We start from the raw sequence: 13,910 nt of genomic DNA, 5'->3' as shown, positions 1-13,910 counted from the left end.
GAGAGGGAGAGCAGCTGATGGGCCACGCGTTCGAAGCGACCGACAGCGCCGAGGTACCGGCCTCGGTCGACGAGGTCTGGGAGGCGATCGCCACCGGGCCGGGCATCGACTCGTGGTACATGGGCCGCAACGAGGTGCGGAACGGCCAGGTCACGATGGCCTTCGGCGCCTACCGGCCGACTTCGGAGGTCACCGCGTGGGACCCGCCGAAGCACTTCGCGCACGACAGCGGCAAGGCCGGGGACGGCCGGTTCATCGCCTACGAGTTCCTGGTCGAGGGCCGTGACCACGGCAGCACGGTGCTGCGGATGGTCACGAGCGGTTTCCTGCCCGGCGACGACTGGGCCGACGAGTTCGAGGCGATGCGGCTGGGCGGCGCGCTGTTCTGGCGCACGCTGGTCGAGTACCTGGGCCACTTCGCCGGCCGCACCGCGCAGCCGTTGACCGTCTTCGGGCCCGCGGTCACCGACTGGGACGAGGCGTGGCGCAGGCTCGACGACGCGATCGAGGCGAAGCTCCCCGGTGCCGTGGAGTACCACCGCAACTCGCACACCCTCGGGCTGCGCACCGAGAACGGCATGTACCGCTTCCTGCGCGGCTTCCACGGCCCGATGATCGCCGCGCACCACGTCTTCACGGGCGACGAGTCCGAACAGGACTGGCAGCTCTGGTTCGAGAACACCCTGGGAGAGCAGAAATGACCCGCTTCACCACCTCGGCCGACGGCACGCAGGTCGCCTGCTCGACCACCGGCTCCGGTCCCGCGCTGCTGCTCGTCGACGGCGCACTGTGCCATCGGAGGTTCGGGCCCAGCACGGAGCTCGCGTCCGTGCTGGACAAGGACTTCACCGTCCACACCTACGACCGCCGCGGCCGGGGCGAGACCGGGGACGGCGCCACGCCGTGGTCGCTGGAGCGCGAGGTGGAGGACATCGAGGCCGTCATCGGGGAGGCCGGCGGGTCCGCGTTCGTCTTCGGCGTCTCCTCCGGCGCGGTGCTGGCGCTCGAAGCCGCGTCGAGGCTGCCGTCGATCACCCGGCTCGCGGTCTACGAGGCGCCGTTCGTCGTGGACGACACCCACCCGGCCCGTCCCGCCGACTACGTGCGGACGGTGGACGACCTCATCGCGCGCGGCGACCGGTCCGGCGCGCTGTCGTCGTTCATGAAGCTCGTCGGCACGCCCGGTTTCGCCGTCGCGGTCATGAAGCTGACGCCGGTGTGGAAGAAGCTCAAGGCCGTGGCGCACACGCTGCCGTGGGACCTGCGCATCCTCGGCGACGACGGCCGTGGCGAGCCGCTGCCGGCTGACCGCTGGCACGTCGAGGTGCCGACGCTCGCGATGGACGGCGGCAAGTCGCCCGTGTACCTCCGCAACGCGATGAAGAACGTCGCGGAGGTCGTCAAGGGCGCCGAGCACCGCACGCTGGCCGGTCAGACGCACATGTACAGGTCGTCGGTGATGGCGCCGGAGCTGGTCGAGTTCTTCTCGCGGGCCCAGCGCACCGCCGGTCCCATCGCGTAGCCGGCCAGCACGAACAGCCCGCCGACCAGCAGCCAGCCGAGGCTCCCCCACCCGAGCACGACGGTCGTGAGCAGCGCCGGACCGACCATGCGCGCGACCGCCGTGCCGGTGCCGAAGAAGCCCTGGTACTGGCCCTGGCGGTCGGCGGGCGCGAGGGAGAAGCCGATCTCCCAGGCCCCGGAGGCGAGCATCATCTCGCCGAGCACCTGCAGCGCGGCGGCCGCGACCAGCAGCGCCGCCGCGGGCCACGCCCCGATGCCGAACGCCGTGGCCGCGAAGACCACGCAGGACGCGCCCAGCACCAGCCCGGCGTGCCGCACCAGCCTCGCGGCCCGCGTGAGCCCGGTGGCCCGGCGGGCGATGCGGACCTGGAACAGGACGACGGCCGCGGTGTTGAGGACCAGCAGCGCGGCCGCGAGCCACGTCGGCGCCTCGGTGCGCTGCACGATCCACAGCGGGATGACCAGGCTGAGCAGCGGCATGTACAGCAGCATCACCGCATTGACCAGCGTGACCAGCGCGTATGGCCGGTCCCTGAGCACTTCGAACCGGCCGGGTGCACGGGTCGTCGCGGTCTCCGGCAATGTCGCGAGGATCGCCGCGGCGGCGAGGAAGCTCAGGGCGTCCAGCGCGAACACCGCCGTGTAGGCGAGCTCCGTGCCGAGGTGCAGCGCGAACCCGCCCGCCGCCGCGCCGATCGCGATGCCCGCGTTGGCCGTCGACTGGATCCGCGCCCGCACCCGCGTGCGCTCCTCGGGCGTCGTCAGTCCCGCGAGCAACGCCTGCCTGGCCGCCTGCAACCCGCTCTGGAAGCTCGCGTACAGGCACATGACCAGCACGAACGCCAGGTGGCCCCGTGCGACGAGCAGAACGCCGATGCTCGCCGCGGTCAGCGCCGCCAGCACGACCGCGGTGGTGCGCGGCCCCCACCGGTCGGCGAGCGAGCCGAGTGCGACACCGGCCGCCGCGCCAACGCCCCACGCGACGGTGAGGCCGAGGCCGACCTGCGCCGGGCTCAGGCCGGCCACGAGCGTGAAGTAGAGGGCCGAGCAGACGAGGAAGCCGCCGTCACCGATCGAGTTGGTCAGCTGCGCGTACGCGAGTCGCCGGGTCATGGAACGACCGTAGGACGCTGATTGGCCCTGACCTTGGGACAAGAACGCACTGCTTCTCTGGGCCAATTCGGATCGGTCAGGGGTGCATCCGCGCGCCCTTGAGGATCTTGTCGACCGCGTTCTTCTGACCGTGCACCGCGAGGCCGACCAGGTCGAGGTCCCGGGTGTGCACCTTGCGCACGGCGGCGCGGTTGTCGGCGTCGTTGCCGGTCGAGAACAGGTCGGCCGTGAAGATCGACATGGCCTGGTCGCGGGTCAGCGCGCGCTGGTGGGCCTTCGTGAGCACGTCCCGGTCACCTTGCAGGACCACGACGGGCTGGCCGAACATCGGCAGGTAGGTGACGTCGTCGGCGTCGGTGTACGGCTCACCGCGCAGCTCCTGCGGGAGGCCGCTGACGAGGAAGGCGGTGACGTTCAGCGCCTGCCAGGAGGCCAGGTCGTCCCGCAGCAGCACAGCGATCTTGGTGTCGAACATGGCGTCCACCATCGCGGGTGGGGCCGCCGCCGGTCTTGTACGTTCCTGACATGAGCAGCACCGCCTGGCGCCCGGCGGTGGACGGCATCCGGGAGGTCTTCCACGCCGAGTTCACCACCCACGTCTACCCGGCGCACACGCACGACGCGTGGACGTTGTTGCTGATAGACACGGGTGCGGTGCGCTACGAGCTGGACCGGCACGAACACGGCGCGCTGGTCGACGGGGTGACGCTGCTGCCGCCGCACGTGCCGCACGACGGCCGGTCCGCGCACGAGTCGGGCTTCCGCAAACGGGTGCTGTACCTCGACGGCGACGTGCTGCCCGCCGGGCTCGTCGGCAAGTCCGTCGACACCCCCATGCTCGTCGACCCCTTGTTGCGCAGGCGGGTGGACCAGCTGCACCTGGTGCTGGACGAGCCGCTGGAGGCGCAGAGCCGGCTGGCGCTGATCACCGAGCGGATCACGCACCACTTCGCCGGGACCGCACCGCAGGTGTTCGCCGACCCGACGCTGGCCGACCGGCTGCGGGAGCTGCTCGACGCGTCGCTGCCCGCAGGTCTCACGCTGGCGGAGGCGGCGGCCGAGCTGCAGAGCAGCCCCACGCACCTGGTGCGCGCGTTCAGCCGGCGGTTCGGGTTGCCGCCGCACCGCTACCTGACCGGGCGGCGGGTCGACCTGGCCCGCCGGCACCTGCTGGAGGGGCGGCCAGCGGCCGAGGCGGCGGTGCTGGCCGGGTTCCACGACCAGTCGCACCTGACCCGGCACTTCCGGCGCGTGCTCGGTACCAGCCCGGGACGGTTCGCGCGCTGACAGAATCAGCCGGTGCACGTCGACGTCCTCGGTCCGGTGGAGGCCCGCACCGCAGCGGGCAAGGTCGCGGTGGGCGGTCCGCGGCCGCGCACCCTGCTCGCGTTGCTGGCGCTGCGGGCCGGTGAGGTCGTGCCCGTCGACCGGCTGATCGACGAGCTGTACGGCGAGGCACCGCCGTCCGACGCGGCGAACGCGTTGCAGGGCCAGGTGTCGCGGCTGCGCCGGGCGCTCGGGGCGGCCGAGCTGGTCGAGCTGCACCCGGCCGGGTACCGCCTCGCGCTCGACCCGGACACCGTTGACGCGCACCGGTTCGCGGCGCTGGCGGCGGCCGGGCAGCAGGCGCTCGACCGGGGTGACCCGCAGGCGGCGGAGGCACTGCTGGCCGACGCGCTGGCGTTGTGGCGCGGGCCCGCACTGGGCGGCACGACCGCGACCGGGCACGCCGACCGCCTCGAACGGCAACGCCGGAGCGCCGCGCACGGGTTGATCGCCGCGCGAGTCCGGTTGCACAGGGCGGACGTGCAGGAGATCCAGGACCTCGTGCGGCAGCACCCGCTGGACGAACGGCTGCGCGGTTTCCTGATGCAGGCGCTGCACCAGCAGGGCCGGCCGGCCGAGGCGTTGCAGGCCTTCGAGGACGCCCGCGCCGTGCTGGCCGAGGAGCTCGGCACCGACCCGTCCGCCGAGCTGCGCGCGATCCACGTGCAGCTGCTGCGCGGTCAGGCACCGCGGGAGCTGCCCACCCAGCTCACCGGTTTCGTGGGCAGGCAGGCGGAGCTGGAGCGGCTCGCGGGACTGACCGAGGCCCGGCTGGTCACGCTCACCGGTCCGGGCGGGGCGGGCAAGACCCGGCTCGCGCTGCGGGCGGCGGCCGACGACGCCGTGTTCGTGGACCTGGCACCGGTGCACGACGTGGCCGCGGCGACGCTGCAGGCGTTGGGGCTCAAGGAAACCGTGCTGCCACCGGAGGAACGGCTGACGCTCGCGCTGAAGGACCGCGCGGTCCAGCTCGTCCTCGACAACTGCGAGCACGTCGTCGAGCAGGCGGCGCGGCTGGTCCAGCACCTGCTCAGCACGTGCCCGCAGCTGCGGGTCCTCGCGACCAGCCGGGAGGCGCTGGGCATCACCGGCGAGACGCTGTGCCCGGTGCCGCCGCTCGACCCCGAGCAGAGCGTGGCGCTGTTCGTCCAGCGCGCCAGGGCCGTGCGGCCGTCGTTCACCCGCGACGAGCACACCGACCGCATCTGCCGCGAGCTCGACGGCCTCCCCCTCGCCATCGAGCTGGCCGCCGCCCGCGTCCGCACCCTCACCACCGAGGACATCGCGCGGCGGCTGGGCGACCGGTTCCGCCTGCTGTCCAAGGGGAACCGGGCCGCGGCACCCCGCCACCAGACGTTGAGCGCGGTCGTGGGGTGGAGCTGGGACCTGCTCACGCCCGACGAACGCGACCTCGCCACCGCGGTCGCGACGTTCAGCGGTGGCGCCACCCTCGACGCCGTGGAGGAGGTGGGCGGGCACGACCTGGAGGTGCTGGCAGCGCTGGTGGACAAGTCGCTGGTCGAAGCCGCCGACGGCCGTTACCGCATGCTGGAGACGATCCGCGAGTTCTGCGCGCGGCACGGTCGCGCCGACGCCGGGCACGCCGCGTTCTACAGCGCACTGGCCCGCCGCGCCGACCCCGAGCTGCGCGGCCCCGGCCAGCTGCACTGGCTCGCCGCGATGAGCGCGGAGCACGCCAACCTGCTGCAGGCGCTGACCTGGACCACCGCCCACGAGCCGGCGGCCGCTCTGCGCCTGCTCGCGGACCTGTCCTGGTACCTGTACGTGAAGGGCAGCCGCACCGAGGTCGAGCCGATCGCGCGCACCCTGCTCGGCGTGGTGCCCGAGCAGGTGAGCGAGGAGTACGCGATCCTGCTGGCACTGGCGGCACCCGAACGCGTCCGCGGTGTCCTGGAGCAGCTGCGCGGCCCGGTGCGCCAGCCGTTCGTGCTGATCGCGTGGGCCATGCTGGCCGGGCCGCCCGACCGCGACCGCCCGCGCACCCCGTTGCAGGAGGCGGTGGAGAACAGCACCGACCCGTGGGTGCGGGGCCTGATCGCGTTCAGCACCGCCTACACCGAGTGGGCGGTGAACGGCGACCGCGCGCTGGCCGTCGAACGGTCCCGGGAGGCTCTGCGCCGGTTTCAGGACCTCGGTGAGCGCTGGGGCGCGGCCCAGGTCCTCGACGTGCTCGCCACCCTGACCGACGACCCGCACGAGGCGCTGGCCCTCACCGACGAGGCCCTGCGCGCCGTCGGTGAGCTGGGTGCCACCGAGGAGCTGGCCGAGCTGCGCGGCCGCCGCGCCGACCGGTTGCTCGACCTCGACCAGGACGCCGCCGAACGCGACTACCGCGAGGCGCTGGACCTGGCGACCCGCGCGGGTCTCGCCGCGACCAGGGCACTGGCCCACGTGGGTCTCGCGGAGATCGCCCGCCGCCGGGACGACCCGGCGGAGGCGGAGCGGTTGCTGCTGGCCGCCGACCGGGAGCTCGGGTTCGGGTGGATGCACGCGAACGCCAAGCAGCAGGTGGAGGCGGCGCTCAGCGCACTCGCGCGTACTCGGGGAGCTTGATCGCGGTCGCGGCCCTGAGGTCCATGCGCGCGAACACCGGCGCCTTGCCCAGGAACCCGAACACCCGGTCGCGCACCCACATGCCGAGCCGCGTGCCCGGCGCGAGGAACGGTCCCGGGTTGCCCTGGCAGCCACGGGCGTACGGGCCGACCAGGGCCTCGTAGCGGGCGAACGCGTCACCGCCCGCGGCCAGCTCCCCGGCCAGCACGTACGCGCTCACGACCGCGAGCCCGGTGCCCATGCCGCCCAGCGTCGAGCCGTACCCGGCGTCACCGAGCAGGGTGACCCGCCCCGAGCTGACGGCCGGCATCCGCACCTGGCTGATCGAGTCGAAGTAGACGTCGGGCGCGATCAGCTCGTCGGGCAGCAGCTCCGGCGGCACCGGCGACTTGAACAGCACCCAGCCCGGTGCGCTGAGCACCCCCGGCGCGCAGGTCAGGTCCCGGTCGTCGCCGTCGGCGGGCCAGAGGGCGAAGTAGTAGCCCTGGAACCGCGGCCGGTAGTCCGGGAAGGTGAGCCGCCGCACGCCGGAGCGCATCCCGTCCGCGCCGACGACGAAGTCGAACCGCCGCGGCCGGCCGCGGGCGAACTCCACGTCCACGCCGGCGCCGTCGTCGTGCAGCGCCGTGACCCAGTCGCCGAACACGTACTCCGCGTCCGAGGCGCTCGCGTCGTGCAGCAGGCGGGACAGGTCCCCTCGGAGGACCTCGACCTCACCCGCGGTGAACGACGCGGGCAGCCGGGCGCGCTCCCGTCCGTCGACACCGCGGAACACCATGTCGCGCGGGGTCGTCGCGGCGGCGCGGACGGCGTCGAGCAGACCCATCCGCCGCAGCACGGACAGGTGCGCCTCGCCGCGGAAGTCGACGGCCTGGCCGCCGGTCCGCAGCGAGGGCGCGCGTTCGACGACCGTGGCCGAGATCCCGAAGCGGGACAACCAGAAGGCCAGTGCGGGGCCGGCCACGCCGGCCCCCGAGATCAACACGTCCATGGCCCGGCAGGCAACACCGGGCCGCTGACCGGACGCTGACCGGCTACTGCCCGTTGATCAACGTCAGCATCTGCTGGATCTGACCGGACCGCGAGTCCCGCACGCGCTGGGCGTAGGCGGTGGTCTCCGGGTTGGAGCCGTCCTTCAGCTCCGTCTGCGCCATCTCGACGGCGCCGCCCTGGTGGCCGGTCATCAGGTTGAGGTAGGCGAGGTCGAACTCCTCCTTGCTCCTGTCCTTGACCTCGGCGATGACCTTGGCGTCGAGCAGCGGCATGCCGCCGTGGGCGGCGTGCACGTTCGGGTCGCTCGACGGCTGCTCCGGCTTGCCCCAGAGCTTCAGCCAGCCCTTGAGCATCTCCAGCTCCTCGCGCTGGGTCACGTCGACCGCGCCGGCGAGCTCCTTGACCTTCGGCGCGGTGGCCATGGCCTTCGCCACCACCGCGAGGTCGATGCCCTGTTGCAGGTGGGCGACCATCATCTGCGCGAACATGACGTCCGCGTCGTTGAACCTCGCGGTGGCAGCGGGAGGTGGTGCGGTGGAGGTCGCCGCACCGTGCCCGTGGCCCTGCTGGTGTTGCTGCTGGGCCTCCGGCACGGCGGCACCTCCACCGCACCCCGCCAGCGCCAGGACCGCGACCGCGATCACCAGGCGCCTCATCGGATCAGATCTTCTCCCACAACGCGACCGCGTTCGGCGGCTCCCAGCCGGTCAGCGCGGTGTGCGCCTGCCGGCAGCGGTACGTCGAGCCGCCGTAGGTGACCTGGGCACCCGCGGCGTAGGACGTGTTCGCGGCCCACGTGCCACCCGCGGGCGGCTGCGTGGTCGGCGGGGTCGTGGTGGGCGGGGTGGTCGTCGGCGGCTGCGTCGTCGGCGGCGTGGTGGTGGGCGGCGGGGTGCCGCCACCGTTCACGTTGACGTCGATGCAGGAGTAGAACGCGGCGCCGGTGTCGGCGATGTTCCAGATGGCGAAGATCTTCTGGCGGCCGGAGAAGCCGCTCAGGTTGATCGTGTGCCGCACCGGGTCGGTCGGAGCCGCGTTGTTGCCGTTGACGTACCCGACGCGCGAGCCGTTGATGTAGTACTCGTAGTCGCGCGTGCGGTGGCGGGCGGTGAACGTCCAGCTCACCGTCAGGCTGGTGCCGGTGCTGGTGGCCCGCCAGCCCTTGCTGTCGTCGTTGAGCTCGTCGAAGTCGCCGCGCGCTCCGTTGCAGTTCATCAGGCCCTTGGGGCCTTCTGCGCTCTGCGGCTCGTACGTGGGCGCACCGCAGGGAACGGTCTTCTGCGCACACTGCGCCGACCGGCTCGGCGGTGACGACACGTACCCGTGCGCACTGGCCGAACCGACGGGCGTGACGAGCACGATTGCGGGGACCGCGGCCATGACGAGCGCCGCTTTCCTGGTGAGTTTCATTCTTCCGAACTCCTTGGATCGTTCCCAGGCGGGGTGGACCCCCGTTGCAGGGGCGGGAACCGACGGCGTTTCTGATCGCTCGCCGATCAAGTATCGGTGTGGTCTAGACCATAAACCGACGTTTCGAAAGTGGTCAAGGAGTCACCCGGAGCGAAGTTCGACGAGTTCCGCACCAGCCGGTCCACCGGGACAACTGGTCCTGTCAGCCGAGTAAGTCGCCTCCGGACGGGGAATCCCCGCGTCATGCGTGATTTCGACCAGCCCTCCCGAGCCAGTGGCCCCGGCGTCGTCGTCGACGGACCCGCAGGTGCCCCAACGGTCCTCGTGATCGATCCAGCAGGCGAGGCCCCGCACGAGGGCATCCCCGCCACCTGGCGCCCGTTCACCGACACCCTGCGCGTGGTGTGGCTGCGCGTCCCCGCCGCACCCGAGTGGAAGTCCACAGTGGACAAGGTGCTCGCCGCCCACCACGACGACGACGCGCCGGTGCGCCTCGACGTGGTGTGCAGCGGACCCCTCGCCGCCGACGTCGTCGACCTGGTGGGCCGGCACGAGCACCTCGTGAACTCGGTCCTGCTGGTGGACCCGGAGACCGAGGTCACCGCGCCGTTCGCCCGCGTCATCGCGCGCAGCGACGACAGCGCCGACGACCGCATCCCCGCACCGCTGCCCCTCGGCCACCCCGACGTGGTGTCCGCGGTGACCGAGCAGCTCGGCCAGCGGAACTTCTGAACCGGGCAGAACGCCCCTCCGTATGCCTCGGCAGGGAACCGAGGACGGGAGGCTTCATGCGTGCGCGTCTGCTCATCGTGGTGCTGGGGCTGCTGGCACTGACGGGCTGTTCGGCGTTCGGCGGGGGCGGCTCCGGCGAACCGGCGGCCAACGAGGCGGATGCGACGTTCTCGTTGCGCATGATCCCCCACCACCGGCAGACGATCGAGATCTCGAAGCTCGCCGTCGAACGCTCCAAGGACTCCTTCGTCGTCGACGTGGCCGACCGGATCGCCGCCGCGGAGGCGGGTGAGATCGAGCAGATGTCGACCTACCTGCGCACGTGGAACATCCAGGTCCCCGGCGACGCCCCCCACGAGACGCACAAGATGGCGGGCATGATGACCGCCAAGGACGTCGAGGCGCTCAAGACCGCGCAGGGCACCCAGTTCGACACGCTCTACCTGGCCACGTTGTCCCGCCACCTGCGCAGCGGCGTGGACATGGCGAAGGACGCCCAGGCGAAGGGCGTGCACGTGGGCTCGAAGGCGTTGGCCGGCAAGATCATCGTGTCGCAGACCGAGGTGCTGGACCAGATCGGCGCCCGGCAGAAGTCCTGACGTGGCCGCACCGGTGGCGGGTCCCCTCTCGAAGGGCGGCGGACCCGCCACCGCGTCGTGCGCGGGGCGGCGGAAAACCACGGGCCCTCCCCCGTTCCCGGCAATAGCCTGACCGCATGCACCCCCATCCAGAGCCCTACGACCAGGGCCTCCTCGACGTGGGCGACGGCAACCGCGTCCACTGGGAGATCAGCGGAAACCCGGACGGCAAACCCGCCGTGGTCTTCCACGGCGGCCCCGGTGCCCCCGGGAACAGCGCCCGCTGGCGCCGCGACTTCGACCCGGAGCACTGGAAGCTCGTCATCTGGCACCAGCGCGGCTGCGGCAACAGCACCCCGCACGCCGGCGACCCCGCCACGAGCATGGAGCACAACACCACCCAGCACCTCATCGACGACGCCGAGAAGCTCCGCGACCACCTCGGCATCGACAGGTGGCTGATCATCGGCGGTTCCTGGGGTTCCACGCTGGCACTCGCCTACGCCGAGCAGCACCCCGAGCGGGTCAGCGAGCTGGTCATCGCCGCGGTCACCACGTCCCGGCCGCAGGAGCACGCGTGGATCACCCGTGGCCTCAGCCTGTTCTTCCCCGACCACTTCGAGCGGTTCCTCGACGGCGTCCCCGAGGAGGACCGCGACGGCAACCTCGCCCTCGCCTACAACAGGCTGCTCAACTCCGACGACCCCGATACCCGCGCGAAAGCCGCCCACGACTGGAGCAAGTGGGACCTCGCCACGGTCACCGGCGGCGACAACGACTTCACCGGCACGCCCTACGAGGACCCGCTCTTCCGCTACACGACGGCACGGGTGGTCACGCACTACTGGGGCAACGAGGCGTTCCTCGAACCGGACCACGTCCTGGACAACCTCCACCGCCTGCACGGCATCCCCGGCGTGCTCATCCACGGCCGCAACGACCTCGGCGGGCCGCTGTGGACCGCGTGGGAGGTGGCGAAGAGGTGGCCGGACGCCGAGCTGGTGGTCCTCGGTGACGCCGGGCACCAGGCGAAGGAGGGCGGCAGCATGAGCGAGGCGATCGCCGCGGCCGTCGGGAAGTTCCGGTGACCGGGGACTGGCTGGACGTCGGTGACGGGCAGCGGATCCACTACGAGGTCAGCGGAAACCCGGCGGGCAAGCCCGCGGTCGTGTTCCACGGCGGTCCCGGCAGCGGGCTGAACCGGCGGTGGCGCGAGGACTTCGACCCCGAGCACTGGCTGCTGGTGCTGTGGGACCAGCGGGGCTGCGGCAAGAGCACCCCGCACGCCGGTGACCCCGCCACGAGCATGGAGCACAACACCACCCAGCACCTCATCGACGACGCCGAGAAGCTCCGCGAACACCTCGGCATCGACAAGTGGCTGATCGCCGGGGCCTCCTGGGGGTCGACGCTCGCGCTGGCGTACGCGATCCAGCACCCGCACCGGGTCAGCGAGCTCATCATCAGCGCGGTCACCACGTCCCGGCCGCAGGAGCACGCGTGGCTCACCCGCGGGGCCCGGTTGTTCTTCCCCGACCTGTTCGCGGAGTTCCAGCGCGGGGTGCCGGAGGAGGAACGGGACGGCAACCTGGCCGTCGCCTACAACAGGCTCCTCAACTCCGACGATCCCGATACCCGCGCGAAAGCCGCCCACGACTGGAACAGGTGGGACCTCGCGCTCATGGCCGGTGGTGCGACGGACTTCGCCGGCACGCGGTACGAGGACCCGCTGACGTCGTACACGCTCGCCCGGATCATCACGCACTACTGGGGCAACGAGGCGTTCCTCGAACCGGACCACGTCCTGGACAACCTCCATCGCCTGCACGGCATCCCGGGCGTGCTCATCCACGGCCGGTACGACTTCGGCGGCCCGCCGGAGAACGCCTGGGAGGTCGCCCAGCGGTGGCCCGACGCCGAGCTCGTGTTCGTCGGCGACGCGGGCCACCAGTCCACGCGCAGCACGGACGCCGCTTTGACGGCGGCCATCGCAAAGTTCCTCCAACCCTGCTTCCGCCGGCATCTGCAAGTTGGTGGTACTTGCAGATGCCTTGCCAGCAGCGGGGGTCAGGGGGCGACGGGGCCGGAGCGGTAGAGGCCCTCGCCGGCCCACAGGATGCGGTCGCGCAGCACGGGGCCCGGCGCCGGCACGAAGTTCGCGGCGTCGTCGGTGCTGCCGGTGCCGTCGTACACGGCGCGGACCGGGTAGGGGAACACGGGACGGGTGCGGGTCACGGCACCGGAGCCGTCCCGTCCCTCCGCGACCACCTTCGCCGGTGCCGCACCGCCCTCCACCCACCGCACCAGCGCGGGGAACGGGTCGAAGTCGGTCAGCTCGTCACCGCGCGCGCAGTGGTGCAGCGAGGGCACGACGAACAGGCGGGCCCAGTCCTGCGTCCGGCCGCCGGTCAGCCGCTGCCAGTAGTCCAGCGTGCCCTGCACCGGGATGCCGGGGTCTGCGGCACCGTGCCAGACGACCAGCTTGCCGCCCGCACGCCGGAACTCCCGCAGGTCCAGCGACATCGCGTTCGCCTTCACCGCCTCCCGTGCCACGCGGTGCAGCTCGCGCACGGTGAACTCGAACGAGTCCACAGAGGAGTGTGGCTGTCCGATGGGGTAGACGAGGTTCTTCAGCGCGTCGTCGGCGAGCTGACCGGAGATCGAGTGGCCGTCGACCGGGTTGGTCCAGTACTTCCAGCCCAGCTCCGAGCCGTACGACTGACCACCGGGGTAGAGCCGGACACCGCCGTCGGACGGGCCCGCGTAGAGCCGGCGGGCGCGGGCGATCTCGTCGTCGGTCAGCTGACCGGCGAGCACGGCCGGGTCGAAGCGGCACAGCCGCGGCTCGTCGAGCTGGCCGTCCACCAGCCCGTCGAGACCGTCGCACGCGCGCAGCACGGCGGCGTGCAGCAGGTCGATCTTGTCGTTCGGGATGGCGTTACGGGTGATCCACGCCTGGTAGCCCACGAGCGCCCCGAAGTAACCGGCCGGCGCGCCGGCCACGATGCCGTCGAAGTCGTGCGGGTAGCGCTGGGCGAGCTGCAACGCCTGGCGGCCGCCGTTCGAGCAGCCGGTGAAGTACGACTTCGCCGGTGCGACGCCGTAGAAGCTCCGCACGAGCACCTTCGACACCCGTGCCAGCACGTGCGGTGCGCGGAAGAAGAAGTCGTCGCGCGCCTGCTGGTCCGACCGCGCCCACGTCGTGTCCGTGGGGTCCTCCGGCGGCGTCCGGTGGCCCGCGTCGGTGGTCGCGACCGCCGCGTCGCCGAACGCCGGACCGCACTGGGGGAACTTCGCCGGCTCCAGGAACCCGCAGAACCCGCCGCACCCGTACTGGACGTACCGGCCGCGGTAGGTCCGGGTGGGCAGCTTCAGCTGGAACCGGACGTCCGGCTCGATCGTGCCCCGCACGTCGCAGAACTCCGGCACCCTGCCCGCGGCCGGGACGACCACGGCCGACTCGACCCGCGTCCGCGCGTCCGGCACCGGGTACGAGCGCACCAGCGCCGCGCACGACCGCACCGGCCGGGTCGGTCCGCCCGACGACGAGGCGGCGGGCATCGTTCCCGCCACGACCGTGAGCACGGCGACGAGTGCCGCCAGCGACTTGCGGACCATGCGATCTTCCCCCTGGTTCGAACCAGGTGAAGTCTCGCACCT

At 72.2% G+C, this 13,910-nt stretch carries 14 protein-coding genes; 8 read left to right on the top strand and 6 right to left on the bottom strand.

Features of this window, described 5'->3' with window-relative positions:
- Positions 1 to 17 precede the first annotated feature (17 nt).
- Both ACZ7CH_RS26075 and ACZ7CH_RS26070 read left to right on the top strand, forming a co-directional pair.
- Complete coding sequence (locus ACZ7CH_RS26075) at positions 18 to 701, top strand: SRPBCC family protein (RefSeq protein WP_470375144.1); 684 nt, start codon at positions 18 to 20, stop codon at positions 699 to 701.
- The gene (locus ACZ7CH_RS26070; RefSeq protein WP_470375143.1) at positions 698 to 1,522 is read left to right on the top strand and encodes an alpha/beta fold hydrolase; all 825 of its coding nucleotides are present in this window, start codon (positions 698 to 700) and stop codon (positions 1,520 to 1,522) included. The genes ACZ7CH_RS26075 and ACZ7CH_RS26070 overlap by 4 nt, the downstream gene beginning before the upstream one ends.
- Here the strand turns inward: ACZ7CH_RS26070 and ACZ7CH_RS26065 are convergent.
- Both ACZ7CH_RS26065 and ACZ7CH_RS26060 read right to left on the bottom strand, forming a co-directional pair.
- Positions 1,432 to 2,637: an MFS transporter gene (locus ACZ7CH_RS26065; RefSeq protein ID WP_470375142.1), complete on the bottom strand. Its 1,206-nt coding sequence runs from the start codon at positions 2,635 to 2,637 to the stop codon at positions 1,432 to 1,434. The genes ACZ7CH_RS26070 and ACZ7CH_RS26065 overlap by 91 nt on opposite strands.
- A gap of 76 nt (positions 2,638 to 2,713) precedes the next feature.
- Entirely contained in the window at positions 2,714 to 3,112 is a 399-nt protein-coding gene (locus ACZ7CH_RS26060) for a DUF2000 family protein (RefSeq protein WP_470375141.1), read from the bottom strand.
- 50 nt (positions 3,113 to 3,162) lie between these two features.
- Here ACZ7CH_RS26060 and ACZ7CH_RS26055 point away from each other — a divergent pair, with 50 nt between their 5' ends.
- The gene (locus tag ACZ7CH_RS26055; RefSeq protein ID WP_470370228.1) at positions 3,163 to 3,924 is read left to right on the top strand and encodes an AraC family transcriptional regulator; all 762 of its coding nucleotides are present in this window, start codon (positions 3,163 to 3,165) and stop codon (positions 3,922 to 3,924) included.
- Between the two features lie 12 nt (positions 3,925 to 3,936).
- Complete coding sequence (locus ACZ7CH_RS26050; RefSeq protein WP_470375140.1) at positions 3,937 to 6,537, top strand: AfsR/SARP family transcriptional regulator; 2,601 nt, start codon at positions 3,937 to 3,939, stop codon at positions 6,535 to 6,537.
- Here ACZ7CH_RS26050 and ACZ7CH_RS26045 read toward each other — a convergent pair.
- The 3 genes from ACZ7CH_RS26045 to ACZ7CH_RS26035 are packed head-to-tail and all read right to left on the bottom strand — an operon-like array spanning position 6,506 to position 8,940.
- A complete protein-coding gene (locus ACZ7CH_RS26045) occupies positions 6,506 to 7,528 on the bottom strand; it encodes an FAD-dependent monooxygenase (protein WP_470375139.1) in 1,023 nt (340 codons plus the stop codon). The two genes, ACZ7CH_RS26050 and ACZ7CH_RS26045, sit on opposite strands and share 32 nt — an antisense overlap.
- Positions 7,529 to 7,571: 43 nt before the next feature.
- Positions 7,572 to 8,186: a DUF305 domain-containing protein gene (locus tag ACZ7CH_RS26040; RefSeq protein ID WP_360395391.1), complete on the bottom strand. Its 615-nt coding sequence runs from the start codon at positions 8,184 to 8,186 to the stop codon at positions 7,572 to 7,574.
- A gap of 4 nt (positions 8,187 to 8,190) precedes the next feature.
- Positions 8,191 to 8,940 carry a lytic polysaccharide monooxygenase gene (locus ACZ7CH_RS26035; RefSeq protein WP_470375138.1) on the bottom strand — a complete coding sequence of 250 codons (750 nt, stop codon included), beginning with the start codon at positions 8,938 to 8,940 and terminating at the stop codon, positions 8,191 to 8,193.
- Between the two features lie 324 nt (positions 8,941 to 9,264).
- On the opposite strand from ACZ7CH_RS26035, the gene ACZ7CH_RS26030 reads away from it, so the two are divergent.
- The 4 genes from ACZ7CH_RS26030 to pip (ACZ7CH_RS26015) all read left to right on the top strand — a co-directional run bounded on the left by ACZ7CH_RS26030 (position 9,265) and on the right by pip (ACZ7CH_RS26015) (position 12,345).
- Positions 9,265 to 9,672, top strand: a complete 408-nt coding sequence (locus ACZ7CH_RS26030; protein ID WP_360395387.1) for a hypothetical protein — start codon at positions 9,265 to 9,267, stop codon at positions 9,670 to 9,672.
- 56 nt (positions 9,673 to 9,728) lie between these two features.
- Positions 9,729 to 10,271 carry a DUF305 domain-containing protein gene (locus tag ACZ7CH_RS26025; RefSeq protein ID WP_360395386.1) on the top strand — a complete coding sequence of 181 codons (543 nt, stop codon included), beginning with the start codon at positions 9,729 to 9,731 and terminating at the stop codon, positions 10,269 to 10,271.
- 116 nt (positions 10,272 to 10,387) lie between these two features.
- Positions 10,388 to 11,338, top strand: coding sequence for a prolyl aminopeptidase (gene pip / locus ACZ7CH_RS26020; RefSeq protein ID WP_470375137.1), 951 nt, complete (start codon positions 10,388 to 10,390; stop codon positions 11,336 to 11,338).
- Positions 11,335 to 12,345, top strand: coding sequence for a prolyl aminopeptidase (pip, locus tag ACZ7CH_RS26015; RefSeq protein ID WP_470375136.1), 1,011 nt, complete (start codon positions 11,335 to 11,337; stop codon positions 12,343 to 12,345). Before pip (ACZ7CH_RS26020) ends, pip (ACZ7CH_RS26015) begins: the two co-directional genes overlap by 4 nt.
- On the opposite strand, the gene ACZ7CH_RS26010 is transcribed toward pip (ACZ7CH_RS26015), so the two are convergent.
- Entirely contained in the window at positions 12,318 to 13,868 is a 1,551-nt protein-coding gene (locus ACZ7CH_RS26010; RefSeq protein WP_470375135.1) for a tannase/feruloyl esterase family alpha/beta hydrolase, read from the bottom strand. The genes pip (ACZ7CH_RS26015) and ACZ7CH_RS26010 overlap by 28 nt on opposite strands.
- Positions 13,869 to 13,910 lie beyond the last annotated feature (42 nt).

The organism is Lentzea sp. NPDC037011 (assembly GCF_055607425.1).
Note: the sequence above shows the minus strand (reverse complement) of the source record. Positions and strands in the feature narration are given on the sequence as shown.